Below are 21372 nucleotides of genomic sequence, written 5' to 3'. Positions count from 1 at the left end.
AGGATGTCATTTTCATCTAAAGTTAAAGGCGAAATATGTAGATATGTGGATATGTGTAAAGAAGATGCATTAGCAGAAATATCTGCAATAATGAAAGTGAGTGGAACCATAGCTTTTAGTGGAAGTGGTTTAAGCTTCAAAATGACCACAGAAAATCCAGCAAGTGCAAGACTAATATTTACTATATTAAAAGAACATTTTAATATACACTCAAAGCTTATGGTTAAAAAAAGTAATTCTCTAAAAAAGAATAATATTTATATGGTTGTTATTTCAGAAGATATGGGTGTTAGAGAGCTATTATACGAGACTGGAATACTGCAAGATATTGATGGCATAATGAACTTAAATTACCGAATTAATAAGAGTATGATTGAAACAGAAGAGAACAGAAGAGCCTATATAAGAGGTGCTTTTATTGGTGGTGGAAGTATAAGTAATCCAGAAAGAACATATCATTTAGAATTTGTTACTCATAGTGAAGAATATGCTATAGATTTAAAGGATATTATAAATACTTTTGGATTGAATTCTAAAGTTATCCAAAGAAAAAGTAGTCATATAATTTATATTAAAGAAGGAGAACAAATTGTAGACTTACTTAATATAATTGGTGCTCATGCATCTCTATTAGAACTTGAAAATATACGTATAATGAAGGAAATGAGAAATAATGTAAATAGACTCGTTAATTGTGAAACTGCTAATTTATCTAAAACAGTTAACGCTGCAGTTAGACAAGTTGAAAGTATTAGATTAATTCAAAATAAAATAGGATTACAAAGATTACCACAAAATCTTAGAGAAGTAGCAGAATTAAGATTAAATTATCCGGATGAGTCATTAAAAGAATTAGGACAAATGCTTGATCCGCAAGTTGGAAAGTCTGGAATAAATCATAGACTAAGAAAAATTGAGAAAATAGCAGAAGAATTAAGAACGGGAAACTAAGGCACATTCAAAAAAATAATTAGACTATAAAAAGGGAGGATAAATTTATGTTTACACACGTAGTATTTTTTAAATTAAAGGACCCAACTAGGGAAAATATAAAGTTTGTTGAGGAAGCTTTATTAAGTATGAACGGAAATATTGAAGAACTTAAGGAATTAGAAGTTGGTGTTGATGTTATAAGAAGTGAAAGAAGCTTTGATATTGGAATTATAACCAGATTCGACTCTAAGGAAGACTGTTTAGCTTATGATATTAATGAATATCATGTGGAAAAAGTTAAAAAGGTTGTTGGACCTTATGTGGAATGTAGTAAGTCATTAGATTTTTAGAATGAATTTAATAAAAGCTACGTTAGATGCTTTGTATCTAACGTAGCTTTCTCCATCTTAGTATTGTAGTTTTTTTCATTTATAATTAATTTTACGGTAGGAATTTCGTTAGGAAATCTATCAATCTTGTTATAATTGATATATGAAATTAGTAGTATGGCTATAATACTAATAGGAATTAATTTACGCATATTTAACACCTCTTAAATTAATTATACAATACACTTATTTTACGCATATTGTATTATAAAAGAATTTTACTAAAGTTAGTGTTTTGGTTTAAGAATTAATATTGTTAGTCTATAATTATATATAGGTGGTGATTACTTTTTGGAAAAAGTTGAATTTTTAAATAAGCTTAGAGAATTTAATAGTATTGTATGTATAGCTCAATTTGGTAGTTACGGAACTGAATATTGGATAAGGGATAGAAGTGATATTGACTTAGCTGTGATTGTAAAATCAAACATTAGTTTTCTTGATACATTAGATATTGAAGAGGAACTTGTAGAATTAGCAATGGAATACTATAATTATGATAAAATTCATCTTACATTTATATTATTTAAGGAATTCGAAAGCAAGTATGCAAGGATTGCAGTAGATAGTAATAATAAATATATAGTTGATGAAGAAGCATGGTATGATTTTCAACACTATGTTTTAAAATTTGTTAGAAATAATGAACGATTGGAGAAGATTTTAAAGATAGATGAACAGTATAGTTATTTTGGAGGTGTGATAGATGAGTCCTTACTATAAGTATAAAAAAGAAAAGTTTTTAGAAAAATATAAGGCTGCTTATAATAATTTAAGTGATTTAAAGGAATCTATTAATCAATATAAAAACACTAATAGTAAAATAATTAGAAGAGCTATGTTTGCATTTTTTCAAGATTTTTGTGAATATATTATTGATATGTGCGAAAGTTATATAATCATTAATGATGGAAGAGTGAATAGTACGACAACTTCATTAAAATTAATAGAACAAGCTTTTAATGAGGGCTTTTTTGATAAAAATCTAAAGAACTGTTTATCTATGGCAGTGAAGTTAAGAAATAGATACACTCATGATTATTATCAGAGAGAGTCTAGTGAAAAGCAAATTGAAGATTTTTGCTTTCAAAAATTAGCTTACTTAGAAATATTTTTAGAGGAAAGTAAAGAGCATGTGATATTAAAATATAAGGATAATAGTAAAAATAATTAGATATATTTAATTTTTATGGAAAGGAGGTACATTACTGAGATGATGTCAACTAAAAATGAGAAAGAAATAAGGGTAGCTGATAAGGAAAGAAAAGACTTTGTTCATCTTCATCTTCACACTGGATATAGTTTATTAGATGGATCGGGAAAAATAAAAGAGATTATGGCAAAAACAAAAGAACTTGGAATGGATAGTATAGCTATAACTGATCATGGAGTTTTATATGGACTTGTAGATTTTTATAAAGCAGCCCTTGAATATGGGATTAAACCAATACTTGGATGTGAAGTATATGTTGCAGGAAAATCTATGAAAATAAAGCAACCTGATAAAGATAATTCAACATATCATTTAGTTTTGTTAGTAAAAAATGAGATTGGCTATAGAAATTTAATGAAAATAGTATCTACAGCATCAATAGAAGGGTTCTATTATAAGCCTAGAGTGGATCATGAGTATTTAAAGGCACATAGTGAAGGGCTAATAGCTCTTAGCGCTTGTTTAGGCGGAGAAGTGCAATCTTATGAGTTAAAAGGTAACTATGAAAAGGCTAAAGAAACAGCACTTTTATATAAAGAAATATTTAAAGAGGATTTCTATTTAGAAATTCAAAATCATGGCATGGATGAACAAAGAAAAGTAAATGAAGAAAATATAAAGTTATCTAAAGAATTAGGAATACCATTAGTAGCAACTAATGATGTTCATTACATAAAAAAAGATGGTTATAAATCACATGACATATTAATGTGTATTCAAACAGGAAAAACTGTGGATGATGTTAATAGAAGAAGATATCCTTCAGATCAGTTCTATTTAAAATCTCCTGAAGAAATGTGGGAAATGTTTTCTTACATACCTGAAGCATTAGAGAATACTGTGAAAATTTCTAAGCAGTGTAATTATGAATATAAATTCCATGAATCTAAGTTACCTAAATTTCCATTACCAGAAGGTGAAGAACCATATAACTATTTGAAGAATACTTGTTATATGGGATTAATAGAGAGGTATGAGGAATTTAAAGAGTTTAGGGGGAAGGATCTAGATTATGCTAAATTAGATGACTTAAAATCTAAAAATGATTCTGCAAAAGATCTTATAGATAGGCTTGAATATGAGCTTCAGATAATAAAACAAATGGGATATATTGATTATTTCCTAATTGTTTGGGATTTTATTAAATTTGCCAATGATAATGGAATACCAACAGGACCTGGCCGTGGTAGCGCCGCAGGCTCAATAATTGCATATACATTAGGAATAACCAAGATAGATCCAATAAAGTATAGTCTAATATTTGAAAGATTCTTAAATCCTGAAAGAGTATCTATGCCCGATATTGATAGCGATTTTTGCTATGAGAGAAGACAGGAAGTAATAGATTATGTAGTAGAAAAGTATGGAGAAGATAATGTATCTCAAATTATAACCTTTGGAACAATGGCAGCTAGAGCATGTATTAGGGATGTAGGTAGAGCTATGAATTATAGCTATAGTGAAGTTGATAAGATATGTAAAATGATACCTACAATGCTTGGTATAACTATAGAAAAGGCACTTGATTTTAATCCTGAACTTAAAGAGATATATGATAAAGACGAAAGAGTTAAGTCATTAATAGATATGTCAAAGGACTTAGAAGGACTTCCAAGACATTCATCAACTCATGCAGCTGGTGTAGTTATTGCATCAACGCCATTAGTTCAATACGTACCTTTACAAAAAAATGATGAAATGATAGTAACTCAATTTGGAATGACTACGTTAGAAGAACTAGGATTATTGAAAATGGATTTCTTAGGTCTTAGAACGTTAACTGTAATGAATGAGGCACTTAAAATTATAAAAGAAAATAGAAATATAGATATAGATTTAGATAAAATCGATTTTGACGATAAAGAAGTTTATAAGATGATAGGGGAAGGGAAGACTGCTGGAGTATTCCAATTAGAATCTCCTGGAATGGTATCCTTTATGAAAGAATTAAAGCCTGATTCTTTAGAAGATATAATTGCCGGAATTTCATTATATAGACCAGGTCCAATGGCTGAAATACCAAGATATATAGAATGTAAGAGAAATCCTGAGAAAGTTAAATATGATGCACCAGAACTAGAAGAAATACTAGATGTAACGTATGGAGTAATGGTATATCAAGAGCAAGTTATGGAGATAGTTAGAAAGCTAGCAGGATATTCTATGGGACGAAGTGATATGGTTAGAAGAGCCATGTCAAAGAAGAAGCATAAAGTCATGGAAGAAGAAAGAAAGAATTTCATTCATGGAATTATAGAAAATGATGAAGTGGTAGTTCCAGGATGTATTAGAAATGGAATTAGTGAAGAAGCAGCAAATAAGATCTTTGATAATATGATGGATTTTGCTTCGTATGCATTTAATAAATCCCATGCAGCAGCATATGCAGTAGTTGGATATCAAACTGCATATTTAATGAAATATTATCCTGTAGAAATGATAGCAGCCATGTTAAATTCATTTATGGGAAGTAGTGAAAAAGTAGTATATTATATTTCGAAAGCTGAAGAATTGGGTATACAAGTACTTCCACCAGATATAAATGAAAGTTTTGCTAAATTTACTGTTAAAGGAGAAACTATCAGATTCGGTTTGGCAGCTATAAAAAATGTTGGTATGAATTTAATAAATAGTGTTGTGAAAACAAGAGAGAATAAAGGTAAATTTGATTCATTATTTGATTTCATTAGTAAGATAGATTTATCTGCTATAAACAAAAGAACTATTGAAAGTTTAATAAAATCAGGAACATTTGATAGCTTTAAGATATATAGATCAAAATTATTGGCTGTATATGAAAAAATGGTTGATAGTATTTCAAGTGATAGAAAAAGAAATATAGATGGACAAATAAGTTTGTTTGCATCAGATGATATTTATGTACCAGAAATAGAATATCCAAATATAAATGAATTTGATAAACGTTCATTATTAACAATGGAAAAAGAGATGACGGGATTATATATATCAGGTCATCCATTAGATGATTATGTACAAAGTTTAAAATTTCAAACTTCAAATGAAATAGGAAAAATATTTTCACATCATGAGTTATTAGATGATACTTTAGAAATTCCAATGCTAGATGATGTTATTATTAATAATGAATCTGGAATTAATGATAATGATAGAGTAATTCTTGGTGGAATATTAACACAAGTGAATAAAAAAGTTACAAGAAATAACACAATTATGGCATTTTTACAATTAGAAGATTTAACTGGAACCATAGAAGTTATAGTTTTTCCAAAAGTATTAGATAGAGTTAGAGAACTATGCAATGAGGACGATCTAGTAATAATTAAAGGTAGAATAAGTCTAAAAACAGATGAGTTGCCTAAATTAATATGTGAAAGTATAGAACCTTTGGAAAAAATAAATGCTTCTAAAATATATTTAAGAGTACAAAATACTATTAAAGCAAAAGAATTAAGTTTAAATTTAAAGGACTTAATAAAAAATTATAAAGGTGATACACCTATTTATATTTTTGCAGCAGAGCAAAGACAGAAGTTTAGAGTTCCAAGAGATAGATGGATAGATATGAATGAAGAATCTTTAGATTTACTAAGAAAATTTGTTGGAGATGAAAATGTAAAAGTGATAGAATTATAGTTATTAAGGGTATAATATCTAATAGTGTAAAATAAAAAATAATCATAATAGTATATGATTTTAATTTTACTTGGTTATAATATAAGTTGAGTGTTATTTAAAAATATATAAAATTAGTATATAATCTAATATGTTAACACTATTTTATTTAATAATTATCATGATAAATAAAGAATTATATATAATATTGTCTAAAAAATCACTAAATATGTTATGGATTTTTTAGATAAAAATATATTAATATCAAAACTTATCTAAATATGATTGATAAATATTACATTTTTATGTACAATTGTTAGTGGTTAATAAGATATGCATAAACTATGCGCAGGTAGGACTTTGGGTGTCCTAGTTGTTTTTTAAGGAGGAATATATTATGAAGAAAATAGCTATTTTAACAAGTGGTGGAGATGCCCCAGGAATGAATGCCGCTATAAGAGCAGTAGTAAGAACAGCCATTGATAAAGGACTTGAAGTTATGGGAGTTCAAAGAGGCTACAGTGGATTACTTAATGGTGAGCTATTTGCAATGAATAGAACATCAGTATCTGATATTATTCAAAGAGGTGGAACAATCCTAAGAACTGCTAGATGCCCAGAGTTCAAAGATGAAGAGGTAAGAAAAAGAGCAGTTAAAATACTAAATGCTTATGGTGTAGATGCTTTAGTTGTTATTGGTGGAGATGGATCTTTCATGGGAGCCAAGTTACTATCAAAACTAGGAATCAAAACTATAGGATTACCAGGAACAATAGATAATGATTTAGCTTATACTGATTTCACAATAGGATTTGATACAGCATTAAATACTATTGTTGATGCAATAAATAAAATAAGAGATACATCAACTTCTCATGAAAGAGTTTCAATAATTGAAGTTATGGGAAGAGATTGTGGAGATTTAGCTCTTCATGCTGGTATATCAAGTGGAGCAGAAGCTATAATAGTTCCAGAAATGGGTGACTTCGATAGAGATGCTCTTTGCAGAACTATATTAGAAGGTAAAAACCATGGAAAAACTCATAGTATAGTTATTCTTGCAGAAGGAATTGGTGGAGCAGAAGAACTATCAAAATATGTTCAAGAATTAACAGGAATAGAAGCAAGAGCTACAATTTTAGGTCATATTCAAAGAGGTGGAGCACCATCAGCTTCCGATAGAGTTTTAGCTTCAAGATTAGGAGCTAGAGCAGTAGATGTTCTTCTACAAGGAGAAACTTCAAGAGTAATAGGAATTAGAGATAATCAAATTATAGACCAAGATATAGATGAAGCATTAGCTATGGAAAGCAAATTCGATATAGATCTATATAATGTAGCAGAAGTATTATCACGCTAATAAATTTTTATTTATATAAATTTTTATAAACTAATTAGAATAAAGAGGAGTGTACTTACATGAGAAAGACTAAAATGATTTGTACTATTGGACCAGCAAGTGAAGACAGAGAAATATTAGAACAAGTAATGTTAGCAGGAATGAATGCTTCAAGACATAACTTTTCACATGGTGATCACGAAGAACATAGAGGAAGAATAGAAAAAGTTAAAGAATTATCAAAGAAACTTGATAAAGAAATAGCTATCATTCTTGATACAAAAGGACCAGAAATAAGAACTGGAAAATTCGAACCAAACAAAGTTGAATTAGTTAAGGGTACAGAATTTACAGTATATGCAGGAGACATGTCAGTAGTTGGAGACACTACAAAATGTGCAGTTACTTATGAAGGATTAGCTAATGATGTTAAGCCAGGAAACACAATCTTAATAGATGACGGTTTAGTAGGATTAACTGTTAAATCAGTAAAAGGAAACGCAGTTATCTGTGAAGTTCAAAATACTGGATTAGTTGGAACTCATAAAGGTGTAAATGTACCAGGAGTTTCAATTCAATTACCAGCTCTTACAGAAAAAGATAAATCAGATTTAATATTTGGTTGTGAAATGGGAGTTACTATGATAGCAGCTTCATTCGTAAGAAAAGCAGCTGACGTAGTAGCTATAAGAAAAGTTCTTGATGAAAATGGTGGAAAGAACATCTTAATCTGCCCTAAAATCGAAAACCAAGAAGGTGTTGATAACATCGATTCAATCTTAGAAATCTCTGATGCTGTAATGGTAGCTAGAGGAGATCTTGGTGTTGAAATTCCAATAGAACAAGTACCAGCAGTTCAAAAAATGATCATCCAAAAATGTAATGCAGCTGGAAAGCCAGTTGTTACTGCAACTCAAATGTTAGATTCTATGATCAGAAATCCAAGACCAACAAGAGCTGAAGTTTCAGACGTAGCTAATGCTATCTTAGATGGTACTGATGCTATAATGTTATCAGGAGAAAGTGCTAACGGAACTTACCCAGTAGAAGCTGTTAGAACTATGGCTAAAATTGCTGAAGAAACTGAAAAACAATTAGCTCATAAAGTTGCTTACTCTAACAACAAATCTTCTATGTCAGAAGTAATTTCAAGAGCAGCATGTAATGCAGCTAATGAATTAGAAGCAACTGCTATAATTTCTTCAACTCAAACAGGAGCTACTGCTAAGAGAATATCTAAATCTAGACCAGATTGTACAATCATAGCTGTTACTCCAGATGAAGTAGTAGCAAAACAATTAGCATTCTCATGGGGAGTTTATCCAATAGTTGCTGATAAAATGTCTTCAACTGACGAAATGATGGTAAAATCAGTTGAAATAGCAAAAGAACATAACTATGTTAAAAATGGTGATACAGTAGTTTTAGCTGCTGGAGTTCCAGTTGATAAAACAGGAACAACTAACCTATTAAAAGTTAGCGTAGTAGGCGAATAATAAATTTATAATAAAAAAGCTTTCGATTTTATTCGAGAGCTTTTTTATTCTTTTTATTAATTATTTTACAAATAATTTTAGTTAAATAATTAAATGTAAAAATTATTTACAAATAATTTACAAAATAATTATATTATGTTATGATAGAATGTATATTATTTATTGTATTAGACAATAATTATAATAAGGAATTAATTGGCAACTGATTCTCTATTTGCACCCTTAGGGGTGCCTTTTTTTATTCTTTAGGAATTTATATTATTAAAGAATTTGTGGATAACTTTTAGAATACCGTATTTTAAAGGTATGATGAGTACCCCTAAAGAATAAAAAATAATCATATGCCGCACCATTATTCCTGCACTGCGTTTGGAAAGGGTGCATGGCTAAAAAAATCGACGGCTCTAAAGTCGCCTTAGCGATTTTGTTCTGATTTTTTAGTGTGTTGATATGTGAATAAGCAAAGTGGACTGAGTAAAGAATAAGTTTTATTATAATGGAGCAAAATAAGTCATAAGGAAAATATAAGAAAGAGTGATAATTATGACTATGTTAAATTGTGCAGCCATGAGTTGCGTACATAATGAAGCAGGAATGTGTCAAGCAGGATATATATTAATTGAAGGAAATGATTCAACAACGACTTTAGAAACAAAATGTTCCAGTTATAAGCCAAATAAATTCATTAACCAAGTAAAGGCACTTGCTAATACTAATTATGTTGGAGAAGTAATGCAATTATTTTCTTCTATGGATGAAGTAAAGATGAATCCTCAAATTAATTGTCAGGCAGTAAATTGTTTTTTTAATTCTTCAGGAAAATGTGAATCAAGAAATGTAGCTATTTCTGTTGATAAAAATGATCAGTTTAAGGCTATGTGTGAAACTTTTGTAAAATAATATTTTTTTATAAAGTTTTTTCTAGCATATATATGATTATATATAAATCTACTAATTCATATTAGCCTTAGAGATTTTTCTACTAATGAATATTTGTTTACTATGGATGAATAATTAAATATATAATTAGTAAGGAAATATAAAACTCAAAGGTTTGTTAATTAAGCTATTATATAAAACTTATAATGTGATATAATTTATAGAAGTTATAATTAAATAAAGGTGGATTTTAAGTTGATAGAAAAAAATAAAGAATACATTTTAGATATATTATCACAAGGATATGAAGGCGAAGGAGTAGCTAAAATAGAGGGGTATCCTGTATTTATTCAAGGAGCCTTACAAGGTGAAAAAGTTAAAACAAAAATTATAAAAGTTAAGAAAAATTATGCATATGGTAAGATAGAAAAAATACTTAATTCATCAGAAGATAGAGAAGAACCTAAATGTTCAAATTATAAAAGATGTGGTGGATGTTCAATTCAACATATGACTTATAAAAAACAATTAGATTTTAAATGGGAAAGAGTAAAAGACTGTATAGAGAAGATTGGTGGATTATCTAAAGATTTAGTTAAGTATCCTATTGGAATGGAAGCTGATCCGTATAGATATAGAAATAAAGTTCAACTTCCAATTGGAAAAGTAAATGGTGAAGTTGTAATTGGATTTTATGCTCCAAGAAGTCATAACATAATAGATTTAGATTATTGTTTAATTCAAGATAAAGTTGCAGATGAAGTGGCAAAGATTACTAAAGAATGGATTAAAAGAAATAACATTGAACCTTCAACAATTGATGGTGAATTTAATCCTAACGGAATTTTAAAACATTTAATGATAAGAAGAGGATTTAAAACAGATGAAGTAATGGTTGTTCTTGTTGCTACTACTTCAAACATTCCTAAATTAGATGAATTTAAAAATATAATATTAGAAAATATAAAAGGAATAAAAAGTATAATATTAAGTATAAACTCTAAAAATACAAATGTTATTTTAGGTGAAGAATGTATAACATTATATGGCGAAGATACTATTAAAGATTACATAGGAGAATTTAAATTTAATATATCTCCATTATCATTTTTTCAGGTTAACCCAATTCAAACTGAGATATTGTATAATAAAGCATTAGAATATGCAAGGTTAACAGGTAATGAAACTGTTTTTGATGCATATTGTGGAACTGGAACAATAACTTTATTTTTATCTAAAAAAGCAAAAAAAGTGTACGGTGTTGAGATAATAGAACCTGCAATTATTAACGCTAAAGAAAATGCTAAACTTAATAATGTGGATAATGCAGAATTTTTTGTGGGTAAATCTGAGGAAGTAATTCCAAATCTTATAAATGAAGGAATAAAAGCTGATGTAATAGTTGTAGATCCACCAAGAAAGGGTTGTGACATTAAATTATTAGAGGCAATTGGAGAAGTTAAACCAGAAAGAGTGGTTTATGTTTCATGTGATCCAAGTACATTATCTAGAGATTTAAAAATCTTAGATGAAAAAGGATACAAGGTTGTTGAAGTTCAGCCGGTAGATATGTTCCCACAAACTAGTCATGTGGAGTGCTGTGTGTTGTTACAACGAGCAGATACGTAGAAATCCTTTGTTTTAGGAACTTTTTCAAATATATTATTTTCACTGGTGATGGGGATAAAATCAGAAATAAGGTCATTAAGAACTATATCAATGTTTCTGTGGTAGTTGAGATATAGAGTGTAGGGATACAATAAAATAAGGATGAAGAATCAAAGGGGTACCGTTAAAATGATACCTATTCTTCTCTTGTTTAGATGTTCAGAAATGAGCGTCTTTTTTCTTGCTATTTTTATACCTCGGTTTGTATATTTCCGTCGAAAGAAATATAATAAAATTATAGAGGTGTTATGCGTGGATTATATAACGACAAAAGAAGCAGCGAAAAATTGGGGAATCACAGCCAGAATGCTAGTGTACCATTGTTCTGCTGGACGTATTAATGGAGATAAAAAAATAGGAAATACATGGCTTGTTCCCATTGACACTGAAAAACCGGCTGACGGACGATACAAGAGCAGTAAAGTAAAGGATGGTGAAAATAAATGAAACGGATATTTTTAGTTGAGGATGATAAGGCAATTGCCAGAAACCTTGTGCTTCTGCTCCAATCGGAGGGATTTACAGTCACTCACGACACTACGAGGAGTGAAGCTATTACAACGCTTGCTGGGAATAAATTTGACTTGGCGTTGATTGATATTTCTTTACCTGATGGAAATGGCTTTACGGTTTGTACGGAAATCAAAGAAAAGCAAGATATCCCAGTCATCTTTTTGACAGCTTCCGGCGATGAATCAAGTGTTGTTACTGGGCTGAACATTGGAGCAGACGACTATATCACTAAGCCTTTTCGTCCGCGTGAACTGATTGCACGAATAAGAACAGCTTTGCGAAAAAGCGGACGTTCTCCATCGGCTTTTGAAATCTGCGGGCTTCATGTTGATATGGCAAGTGGAGTTGTGAAAAAGGATGGCAGTGAAGTTTTTCTTTCAGCCTTAGAATATCGTTTGTTGTTGATATTTATTAGTAACCCTAAAAGTATTATCACGAGGGTCAGGCTGCTTGACGAATTGTGGGACGCAGCGGGCGAGTTTGTCAATGACAATACATTGACAGTATACATCAAACGCTTGCGGGAGAAGATAGAGAATGATCCAGCAAGCCCGCAAATCATTATAACAGTTCGTGGGACAGGATATAGATTGGGGGACGGGTATGCTTCGGAATAGGGAGTTTAGGCAGCTTGCCATTTTGTTCTTCTTAATAGTTGTTGCCACTGTAACGCTGGGATTTGCAATTAATAGGTTGGCTGGAATCCTTGCCATTGCTTCTTCAGTTACCTTTGGAACAGTATTTTTTGCTTTTACCAAAGCTAGATATAAAAGTATTGCGCAGATTTCAGATCAAATTGATCTTGTGCTTCATAACGCTGATCATCTGTATATTGGTGAATCAGACGAGGGTGAACTTTCAATTCTGCAAAGCGAGATAACAAAAATGATGTTGCGTATTCGGGAACAAAATGACGCATTGAAAAAAGAAAAAGAACATCTTGCCGATTCGCTGGCTGACATAGCCCACCAACTCCGCACCCCTCTTACATCCGTAAGCCTTATTCTGTCATTGTTAGAGAATAACTCTGACGAAAATGAACGAAAAGCATTGATACGGGAAACAAAGGAATTGTTTGTACAGATGGATTGGCTGCTTACTTCATTGTTGAAATTATCCCGCCTGGATGCTGGCATTGTGGTGTTCCAAAGTGAGCAGATAGATGTAAATAACTTGATATGCGCTGCACTTCGTCCGTTTCTAATCCGAATGGAGTTGCACGATATTGTTGTGCAAATAGATGTGCCGAAAAAGATAATTATTCAGGGTGATTCTGCTTGGTTTTCGGAAGCAATTCAAAACATTCTAAAAAATTGCATGGAAAGCGCAGGAGAGAATGGGAAGATTGAGATTGTCTGCACGGACAATTCATTGTTTACCGAGATTGCCATCCACGACAGCGGTGCGGGTTTTGAAAAAGAAGATTTACCATTCCTGTTTGACAGATTTTATCGAGGGAAAGTACCAAATGCTACAGGATATGGGATTGGATTGGCTCTTTGTAAGATGATTATAACACAGCAGGGGGGGACGATTACCACAAAAAATCACCCGCATGGTGGTGCGATATTTTCCATTCGTTTTCCAAAGTGACGAATCTCTCACCTGAAAGTCACACAGATGTAAGTTGAAGGTTATATTATATAGATAAACCATAAGAAAGGAGACTCACATAATGGAATTTTTAAAAGTTGAAAATCTATGTAAGGTCTACGGCAATGGCGAAAACCAAGTTACTGCCCTTGATCATGTTTCGCTTACAATCGAAAAGGGTGAATTTACCGCAATTATCGGTTCCTCTGGTTCTGGTAAATCAACTTTGCTGCACGCCATAGCTGGTGTGGATGTACCGACAAGCGGAAAGATATACTTAGAGGGTCAGGATGTATATGCCCAGAGTAATGAAAAGCTTGCTATTTTTCGTAGACGTCAGGTAGGACTGATTTATCAGTTTCACAACCTTATTCCTACTCTGAATGTGGTGGAAAACATCACATTACCTATACTGATGGACAAGCGGAAGGTCAACAAGGAGAGACTGAATGACCTGTTGGAGCTGCTTGGATTAAAAGAACGAAAAATACATTTGCCGAATCAGCTTTCGGGTGGCCAGCAGCAACGTGTTGCAATCGGTCGCGCATTGATGAATGCACCAGCGGTCATGCTTGCAGACGAACCAACTGGTAGTTTAGATAGCCGTAATGGACATGAGATTATTCAGCTACTGAAAGAAAGTCATAACAAATATCACCAGACTCTTATAATAGTTACACATGATGAAAACATAGCCTTGCAAGCAGACCGCATTATCTGTATTGCAGACGGAAAAGTAGTTCGGGATGAGAGGGTGAGAACATGAATATTTTAAATAAAGTTGCCTTGCAAGGAATGAAAAAAAGCCGCACCAGAACAATTGTAACGGTTATCGGAGTTATTCTGTCCGCCGCCATGATTACGGCAGTCGCTACCTTTGGCGTTTCCCTGCTGAACTATTTGGCAAACGGAGCGGCCAAGAAATACGGCGGTTGGCACGTCGAGTTTTTGAACGTTGATTCCTCTTTCGCACAGGAACGAACTCTCGACAATCGAGTTGCAAACACTGTAACATTTGAAAATATCGGCTACGCAAAACTTGACGGAGGGAAAAACCCCAACAAGCCATATCTTTCTATAGCCGGATTTAGCAAGGAGGCTTTTGGTACCTTGCCCATAACCCTGGTTTCAGGTAGATTGCCGAAAAACAGTGGGGAGATTCTTGTTTCGATGAGCGTTGAAGCAAACGGTGGTGTTAAATTCGCGGAGGGTGACAAGCTTTCACTTGCTGTCGGAAGCCGCATGAATGGCAACAAGAGTCTTGGTCAACACGACCCGTACACTTCTGGGGGCGAAACTCTTGTGCCACAAGACGAGAGAACTTACACGGTTGTTGGTATCTGCCAAAGACCCAGCTTTGAGGAACATTCCGCGCCGGGATATACATTGATAACGAAAGCAGATGCACAAGACAAAGCGGACAGCTTAAACCTATTTGTCACGCTTAAAAATCCGCGACAAGTACATGCTTACGCAAGCAGCATAGCCGGAAGCCATAGCTATGTCTTTAACGATAATGTGTTGCGCTTCATGGGTCTTTCGGACGATAATGTGTTCAACGTGTTTCTGTACTCGGTTGGTGGCATTTTGGTTGCCGTTATTATGATAGGCTCGATTTTTCTGATTTATAATTCGTTCAACATATCACTGAACGAACGCACACACCAGTTCGGGATTCTTTCATCTGTGGGAGCCACAGCAAAGCAACTGCGAAATTCAGTGCTGTTTGAGGGCCTTTGTATAGGTGCGGTCGGCATACCGATTGGCGTTATCGTTGGCATAGGCAGCATCGAACTTGTGATTTCCGTTGTCGCCAGGAATTTCGGGAACGTTATGTATAGCAACGTACCTTTAACCTTGACAGTGTCTATCCCCGTAATTGTCGTTGCGGCAGCGGTCAGCATGGTTACGATTTTGATTTCGGCCTATATCCCGGCAAGAAAGGCTGCAAACACGCCAGTGATGGAGTGTATCCGCCAGACTAACGAGGTCAAGGTTGAATCCAAAGCCGTAAAAATGTCAAAACTGGCACAGCGCATTTACGGTTTGGAGGGAACTCTTGCACTAAAGAATTTTAAAAGAAACAAGAAACGCTATCGCAGCATTGTGCTATCCCTTGTTTTAAGCGTTGTGCTGTTTATATCGACCAGTGCTTTTGTAACGCATTTTAAGCAGGTGTCGGAGCGGGCAGTAGTGGTTACTAACTTTGACATCGTTTTGGCCACGCAGGACATGGACGATAGCAAAATGTTGCAGCTTTACGACAAACTAAAAACCGCCGACGGTGTTTACGAAGGCTCGTATCAAGCGCTTATGAAGTATTCATGCGCTGCCAAAGCAAGCGATCTTTCAGACTATTACTGGGAAGACGCAGGTTTACATTCACCGGATGAAACGGTTAATCTGCCAATGGAAATCCAGTTTCTTGATGACAGCGCCTATCTTAATATTATCAAAGGCTTGGGCTTGCCCGCAGAGGAATATACCGGGCAAAATGCGAAAATGATCGCCGTTGCCAAAATGACAAACCACATGAAAGATAATCGGGAGGAAGAGGTTGAGAATATTAGTGATCTGTTCAAGAGTTCTTCCATGAATTTTACCATCGCTCCCGAAACAAATGGCAATCCGAAGATGGAACAGGGGCGAAACGTAAGCATTAAGTTTGTCAATACCGTGCCGCCTGATGGACCCCCGATCCCAGAAAACTCCGGGTCGAAGAATCCGTTCTTTTTTAGGGTGATGGTCCCCTATTCGCTCAAAGAGAAGTTTGAAACCTCCGATACCAATGTGGCTATTAAGGGCTTGACATTTCGGTCAAAGAATCCCACACAGTCGGCGGCTAAAATGGAAGCGATGATTAAGGGTGCGGAAATTAAATCCAAGTATACCCTGTACAATTTTCATAAAATGCTTGATGAGAGCCGCAATTACGTATTCATTGCCAACGTGTTCGCTTATACTTTTATCATCATGATTTCGCTAATTGCAGTTGCCAATGTGTTCAATACAATTTCCACGAATATCAAACTACGTAGACGGGAGCTTGCCATGCTTCGCTCTGTGGGGATGTCTGACCGCGATTTCCAAAAGATGATGAATTTCGAGTGTGCCTTTTATGGCATGAGGGCGTTGCTCTTCGGGCTTCCCATAGCGGCAATCTCTTCTTGGCTGATTTACAAATGGATGGTCGGCGGGACGGACAATATCGATTTTGTGTTCCCGTGGGGCAGTATGGCAATCAGCGTGTTCAGTGTGTTCTTTATCGTGTTCATTACAATGCTGTATGCCATTAGCAAGATAAAAAAAGAAAATATTATTGACGCGCTTCGGGATGATATGACTTGATTTAAAACAGCCATTTCCATTTTTCAAAATTAGAAATTTGGAGGTGGCATTAAAGTCTTCCTTTTTAAGGATATGATGGTATGAAAAAAGAACATTAGTTAATATAAATTGCACTTTAAAGACATAAATGCTATACTAAAGAAACTACTTTTATAAAGTATAGAGGTGTGTGATGATTAAAAAACAAGTTAATAATATGGAAGTAAAAAAGAATAATAGAAATCGTATCTTCCGATATCTTTGTAAATGTGATAAGACTTCAAATTCTGAAATTGCTTATGAACTTAAGATGAGTTTGCCTACAGTAGCACAGAATACTAAAGAGTTAATGGAGCGTGGCTTGATTGAAGAAATAGGAGAGTTTCAGTCTACTGGAGGAAGAAGAGCAAAAGCATTTTCTGTTATTTCTGATTCTAGATTAGCAGTTGGGCTAGATATTACAAAAAATCATTTTGGGTTGTTGTTGACAAATCTTAAAGGGGAAATTTTGAAATATGATCGTTTCGATTATCAATATAGCAATGAAGAATTCTATTATTGTGAGATAGACAAAAAGATAGAAGAGTTTTTAGGAAAGAATCTTAGAGATAGGGAAACAATTCTTGGAATTGGAATTTCTTTTCCTGGGATTGTAAACTTAGAGAAAGAGATTATTTCATATTCCCATATGTTAGGGTTACAAGCATTATCATTCACAGAAGTAAGCCAATTCTTTTCTTATCCATGCTGTTTTCTTAATGATGCTAACGCAGGAGCATATGCGGAAGGGATTAATAAGGAATTTCAAAAAAGATTTTTTTATTTATCATTAAGCAACACAGTAGGAGGAGCTATTTTTAATTGTGATGAACCAATCCAAGGGGAAAATTTCCGATGTGGAGAGGTTGGACATATGACAGTTATTCCAGATGGAGTACCATGCTATTGTGGAAAATTAGGTTGTTTAGATGTATATTGCTCAGCAAAAAATCTATCTGATGTTACAGATGGTAAATTGTCACTTTTCTTTACAGCATTGGAACGAGAAGAAAAAGAAATTCTTAATATATGGGATAAGTATACCACCTATCTATCAGTAGCTATTAATAATATTCATATGGTTTTAGATTGTGATATTATTCTTGGAGGATACGTAGGAAGTTATTTAGAAAATCATATTAATGACATAAGACAGAAAGTGTTACAAAGAAATACATTTTCGGAAGATGGTATGTTTGTGAAAACGTGTAATTATAAGGTTGGTGCAGCAGCTTTTGGGGCTGCGTTGAAAGTAATAGAAGCATTTATTAAACAAGTATAATGTTAAAATGTGCTCAAAGAGAGGTCTCGTAACAGAGAACTCTTTTTTTTATATAGAATTTCTTTTCACTAAGAATAAGTTATATTGCAAAGTTGAGTTTTTATTTTTTAGAATAAATTTTAATAGTTTATTAATTGTCTGTATGTAAGGTGACATAATATAAAAAATCTGTGATTCTATATATTGACAAATATGTGTGCATATAATAAAATATAAACACATAATAAAAGTATTTTAAAAAGTATTTTTAAAAGTAAAAAAAGGGGGAAATGTTATGGAAGGAAAAATGAAAGTTGCAGTTATGACTGGAATTGGTCAGATGAAATTTGAGGAACGTGAAATTCCTAAAGCAAAAGATAATGAGGTTCTAGTAAAACTTGAATATGTAGGTATTTGTGGAAGTGACTTGCATTATTATGAAACTGGTGCTATTGGTGATTATGTGGTTAAACCACCATTTGTTCTTGGACATGAGCCAGGTGGAACTGTGATAGAGATTGGAAAGAATGTAAAGGATTTAAAGGTTGGAGATAGGGTAGCGTTGGAACCAGGAAAAACATGTGGACATTGTGAATTCTGTAAAACAGGACGATATAATCTTTGTCCAGACGTGGAATTCTTTGCTACTCCACCAATAGATGGTGTTTTTCAAGAATATGTTGCTCATGATGCTAGTCTTTGTTTTAAGTTACCTGATAATGTAAGTACAATGGAAGGTGCATTGATAGAACCTTTGGCAGTAGGATTCCATGCCGCTATGCAAGGAAATGCTAAAGCAGGACAGATAGCGGTAGTTATGGGAGCTGGATGTATAGGTTTAGTTACAATGATGGCATTAAAGGCAATGGGAGTTTCAAAGGTATATGTTGTGGATATCATGGAAAAACGTCTTCAGAAAGCATTAGAATTAGGAGCAGATGCTATTATTAATGGAAGTGAAAAGGATACTGTTGAAGAAATCATGAAACTTACTAATGGAAAAGGTTGTGATTTGGCAATTGAAACAGCAGGAACACAAACTACAACAATACAGACTATACACATGACTAAGAAAGATGCGACTATTGTACTTGTAGGTTATAGTAAGACAGGAGAAATGACATTGCCAATGAGTCTGGCATTAGATAAGGAACTGACATTTAAAACTGTATTCCGTTATCGTCATATTTATCCAATGGCAATTGACGCAGTTGCAGCCGGAAAGGTAAATTTAAAAGGAATTGTGACAAATATATTCACATTGGATGAAGCAAAAAAAGCAATGGATTATAGTGTAAATAACAAAGCTGATATTGTAAAGGCAGTTATTCGTATTTCTGAAGCAGAGTAGGAATAATATTTTATTTTTTAAGAACACCTTTGGAATGACTTTGTGAGAATTTCAGAGGTGCTTCTTGAAAAGGATTACCATAAACTAAAAGTAAATTAATTTGTGATAATAATAGAATTATAATATAAATTAAAGAAATATAAAGTTTATATTAATTGGTAAATATGATTGTTACATTAAGATTTGGAGTGAAATTTTACAGAGAAAGACGGAAATCGGTTAAGAATAATTTAGTGAAATTATATTCTAAATCCCTGGTTTCTTATTTTTGGAGGTATTATATGTTATATATTGGAGTTGATCTTGGTACATCAGCTGTGAAATTATTATTAATGGATGAAACAGGGAAAATACATAATGTTGTTTCTAAGAAATATCCGTTGTATTTCCCACATACAGGTTGGTCAGAGCAGAATCCAGAGGATTGGTATGTACAGACTTTGGCAGGAATTAAAGAGTTAATTTTGAATTGTAAAAAGGAAGAAATTGCTGGTATCAGCTTTGGAGGGCAAATGCATGGTTTAGTTGTTTTAGATGTGCATGATAAGGTGATTCGTCCAGCAATTTTATGGAATGACGGAAGAAGTCAAACCGAGACAGAATATTTGAATAAAGTTATAGGAAAGGAGAAACTTTCTGAATATACGGCAAATATTGCATTTGCAGGATTTACTGCTCCAAAAATTCTTTGGATGAAGAAACATGAGCCAGAAAATTTTGAACGAATATCAAAAATTATGCTTCCAAAAGATTATCTAGCATATAGCCTAAGTGGTGTTCATTGTACAGATTATTCAGATGCTTCTGGAATGTTATTGCTTGATGTGAAGAATAAATGTTGGTCAAAAGAAATGATGAAAATATGTGGTGTGACAGAAAATCAGTTGCCTAAGTTATATGAGAGCTATGAGGTTGTGGGACAATTAAAGCATAATATTGCAGAAAAGTTTGGGCTTTCATCAAATGTAAAAATTATTGCAGGAGCTGGAGATAATGCAGCAGCTGCTGTTGGAACTGGAACAGTAGGTGATGGCATGTGTAATGTTTCATTAGGAACTTCAGGAACAATTTTTATTTCTAGTAAAACTTTTAGTGTGGATAATAATAATGCACTACATTCATTTGTTAATGCTGATGGGTATTATCATTTAATGGGATGTATGTTGAGTGCTGCTTCTTGTAATAAATGGTGGATGGATGAAATTCTTAATACTAAGGAATATGAAGAAGAACAGAAAAGAATTTTAAAACTTGGTGAAAATAAGGTATTTTATTTACCGTATCTGATGGGAGAGCGTTCACCGCATAATGATTCAAATGCAAGGGCAACTTTTGTTGGAATGACAATGGATACTAATAGAGAGGAAATGACACAAGCAGTATTAGAAGGTGTTGCATTTGGGTTACGAGATTCGTTAGAAGTGGCAAGAAGTCTTGGGATTAAAATTGAAAGTACAAAAATTTGTGGTGGTGGAGCAAAAAGTCCACTATGGAAAAAGATAATTGCAAATGTGCTTAATTTGACAGTTAATGTGGTCAAAAGCGAGGAAGGTCCCGGTTATGGTGGCGCTATTCTTGCAGCAGTGGGATGTGGTGAATTTTCTTCAGTAGAAGAGGCAACAGGTAAACTGGTAAAGATAGTTGATACTGTAAGACCTGAACCAACATTAGTAAAAAAATATGATGAACGTTATCAGAAATTCCGTCAGATTTATCCTGCAATGAAAGAACTGTTTCAGTCATTGGCAGAATAGCATATAAGAGCTAATAAATGAAA

General features: G+C 33.2%; 17 protein-coding genes. All 17 read left to right on the top strand.

Annotation, left to right across the window (positions count from 1 at the left end):
• Nucleotides 1-3: 3 nt before the first annotated feature.
• The 17 genes from whiA to xylB all read left to right on the top strand — a co-directional run bounded on the left by whiA (nucleotide 4) and on the right by xylB (nucleotide 21349).
• Nucleotides 4-951: a DNA-binding protein WhiA gene (whiA, locus tag NG904_RS01970; protein ID WP_252229452.1), complete on the top strand. Its 948-nt coding sequence runs from the start codon at nucleotides 4-6 to the stop codon at nucleotides 949-951.
• A gap of 47 nt (nucleotides 952-998) precedes the next feature.
• On the top strand, nucleotides 999-1283 hold the full coding sequence (locus NG904_RS01965) for a Dabb family protein (protein ID WP_252229450.1): 285 nt from the start codon (nucleotides 999-1001) through the stop codon (nucleotides 1281-1283).
• 330 nt (nucleotides 1284-1613) lie between these two features.
• Nucleotides 1614-2045: a nucleotidyltransferase domain-containing protein gene (locus tag NG904_RS01960; RefSeq protein WP_252223991.1), complete on the top strand. Its 432-nt coding sequence runs from the start codon at nucleotides 1614-1616 to the stop codon at nucleotides 2043-2045.
• Nucleotides 2029-2496: a HepT-like ribonuclease domain-containing protein gene (locus NG904_RS01955; protein ID WP_252223993.1), complete on the top strand. Its 468-nt coding sequence runs from the start codon at nucleotides 2029-2031 to the stop codon at nucleotides 2494-2496. Before NG904_RS01960 ends, NG904_RS01955 begins: the two co-directional genes overlap by 17 nt.
• Before the next feature lie 39 nt (nucleotides 2497-2535).
• The gene (locus NG904_RS01950) at nucleotides 2536-6150 is read left to right on the top strand and encodes a DNA polymerase III subunit alpha (RefSeq protein ID WP_252229448.1); all 3615 of its coding nucleotides are present in this window, start codon (nucleotides 2536-2538) and stop codon (nucleotides 6148-6150) included.
• A 376-nt stretch (nucleotides 6151-6526) separates the two neighbouring features.
• The gene (gene pfkA, locus NG904_RS01945) at nucleotides 6527-7489 is read left to right on the top strand and encodes a 6-phosphofructokinase (protein ID WP_252211641.1); all 963 of its coding nucleotides are present in this window, start codon (nucleotides 6527-6529) and stop codon (nucleotides 7487-7489) included.
• A gap of 59 nt (nucleotides 7490-7548) precedes the next feature.
• Nucleotides 7549-8964, top strand: a complete 1416-nt coding sequence (pyk, locus tag NG904_RS01940; RefSeq protein WP_252211642.1) for a pyruvate kinase — start codon at nucleotides 7549-7551, stop codon at nucleotides 8962-8964.
• 543 nt (nucleotides 8965-9507) lie between these two features.
• Complete coding sequence (locus NG904_RS01935) at nucleotides 9508-9864, top strand: DUF1540 domain-containing protein (RefSeq protein ID WP_252229446.1); 357 nt, start codon at nucleotides 9508-9510, stop codon at nucleotides 9862-9864.
• A 234-nt stretch (nucleotides 9865-10098) separates the two neighbouring features.
• Complete coding sequence (gene rlmD / locus NG904_RS01930) at nucleotides 10099-11472, top strand: 23S rRNA (uracil(1939)-C(5))-methyltransferase RlmD (protein WP_252229444.1); 1374 nt, start codon at nucleotides 10099-10101, stop codon at nucleotides 11470-11472.
• A gap of 291 nt (nucleotides 11473-11763) precedes the next feature.
• Nucleotides 11764-11958, top strand: coding sequence for a helix-turn-helix domain-containing protein (locus tag NG904_RS01925; protein ID WP_252229442.1), 195 nt, complete (start codon nucleotides 11764-11766; stop codon nucleotides 11956-11958).
• Entirely contained in the window at nucleotides 11955-12641 is a 687-nt protein-coding gene (locus NG904_RS01920) for a response regulator transcription factor (protein WP_252229440.1), read from the top strand. The genes NG904_RS01925 and NG904_RS01920 overlap by 4 nt, the downstream gene beginning before the upstream one ends.
• Complete coding sequence (locus NG904_RS01915) at nucleotides 12628-13617, top strand: sensor histidine kinase (protein WP_252229438.1); 990 nt, start codon at nucleotides 12628-12630, stop codon at nucleotides 13615-13617. Before NG904_RS01920 ends, NG904_RS01915 begins: the two co-directional genes overlap by 14 nt.
• An 82-nt stretch (nucleotides 13618-13699) precedes the next feature.
• Nucleotides 13700-14383, top strand: coding sequence for an ABC transporter ATP-binding protein (locus NG904_RS01910; protein WP_252211647.1), 684 nt, complete (start codon nucleotides 13700-13702; stop codon nucleotides 14381-14383).
• The gene (locus NG904_RS01905; protein WP_252229435.1) at nucleotides 14380-16965 is read left to right on the top strand and encodes an ABC transporter permease; all 2586 of its coding nucleotides are present in this window, start codon (nucleotides 14380-14382) and stop codon (nucleotides 16963-16965) included. The genes NG904_RS01910 and NG904_RS01905 overlap by 4 nt, the downstream gene beginning before the upstream one ends.
• 172 nt (nucleotides 16966-17137) lie before the next feature.
• On the top strand, nucleotides 17138-18265 hold the full coding sequence (locus NG904_RS01900; RefSeq protein WP_252211649.1) for an ROK family transcriptional regulator: 1128 nt from the start codon (nucleotides 17138-17140) through the stop codon (nucleotides 18263-18265).
• Between the two features lie 274 nt (nucleotides 18266-18539).
• Complete coding sequence (locus tag NG904_RS01895; protein WP_252211650.1) at nucleotides 18540-19595, top strand: NAD(P)-dependent alcohol dehydrogenase; 1056 nt, start codon at nucleotides 18540-18542, stop codon at nucleotides 19593-19595.
• 281 nt (nucleotides 19596-19876) lie between these two features.
• Nucleotides 19877-21349 carry a xylulokinase gene (gene xylB / locus NG904_RS01890; RefSeq protein ID WP_252224001.1) on the top strand — a complete coding sequence of 491 codons (1473 nt, stop codon included), beginning with the start codon at nucleotides 19877-19879 and terminating at the stop codon, nucleotides 21347-21349.
• Nucleotides 21350-21372: the final 23 nt, after the last annotated feature.

It is taken from the genome of Clostridium sp. ZBS15, from assembly GCF_023845705.1.
Lineage (GTDB): Bacteria > Bacillota > Clostridia > Clostridiales > Clostridiaceae > Clostridium > Clostridium aquiflavi.
This window is presented reverse-complemented; position numbering and strand designations above follow the sequence as displayed.

Excerpts from the sequence above, each read along its gene's own strand:
- whiA (WP_252229452.1), top strand. The coding sequence starts at position 4 with ATGTCATTTTCATCTAAAGTTAAAGGCGAAATATGTAGATATGTGGAT.
- NG904_RS01965 (WP_252229450.1), top strand. The coding sequence starts at position 999 with ATGTTTACACACGTAGTATTTTTTAAATTAAAGGACCCAACTAGGGAA.
- NG904_RS01955 (WP_252223993.1), top strand. The coding sequence starts at position 2,029 with ATGAGTCCTTACTATAAGTATAAAAAAGAAAAGTTTTTAGAAAAATAT.
- NG904_RS01950 (WP_252229448.1), top strand. The coding sequence starts at position 2,536 with ATGATGTCAACTAAAAATGAGAAAGAAATAAGGGTAGCTGATAAGGAA.
- pfkA (WP_252211641.1), top strand. The coding sequence starts at position 6,527 with ATGAAGAAAATAGCTATTTTAACAAGTGGTGGAGATGCCCCAGGAATG.
- pyk (WP_252211642.1), top strand. The coding sequence starts at position 7,549 with ATGAGAAAGACTAAAATGATTTGTACTATTGGACCAGCAAGTGAAGAC.
- NG904_RS01935 (WP_252229446.1), top strand. The coding sequence starts at position 9,508 with ATGACTATGTTAAATTGTGCAGCCATGAGTTGCGTACATAATGAAGCA.
- NG904_RS01920 (WP_252229440.1), top strand. The coding sequence starts at position 11,955 with ATGAAACGGATATTTTTAGTTGAGGATGATAAGGCAATTGCCAGAAAC.
- NG904_RS01915 (WP_252229438.1), top strand. The coding sequence starts at position 12,628 with ATGCTTCGGAATAGGGAGTTTAGGCAGCTTGCCATTTTGTTCTTCTTA.
- NG904_RS01910 (WP_252211647.1), top strand. The coding sequence starts at position 13,700 with ATGGAATTTTTAAAAGTTGAAAATCTATGTAAGGTCTACGGCAATGGC.
- NG904_RS01905 (WP_252229435.1), top strand. The coding sequence starts at position 14,380 with ATGAATATTTTAAATAAAGTTGCCTTGCAAGGAATGAAAAAAAGCCGC.
- NG904_RS01900 (WP_252211649.1), top strand. The coding sequence starts at position 17,138 with ATGATTAAAAAACAAGTTAATAATATGGAAGTAAAAAAGAATAATAGA.
- NG904_RS01895 (WP_252211650.1), top strand. The coding sequence starts at position 18,540 with ATGGAAGGAAAAATGAAAGTTGCAGTTATGACTGGAATTGGTCAGATG.
- xylB (WP_252224001.1), top strand. The coding sequence starts at position 19,877 with ATGTTATATATTGGAGTTGATCTTGGTACATCAGCTGTGAAATTATTA.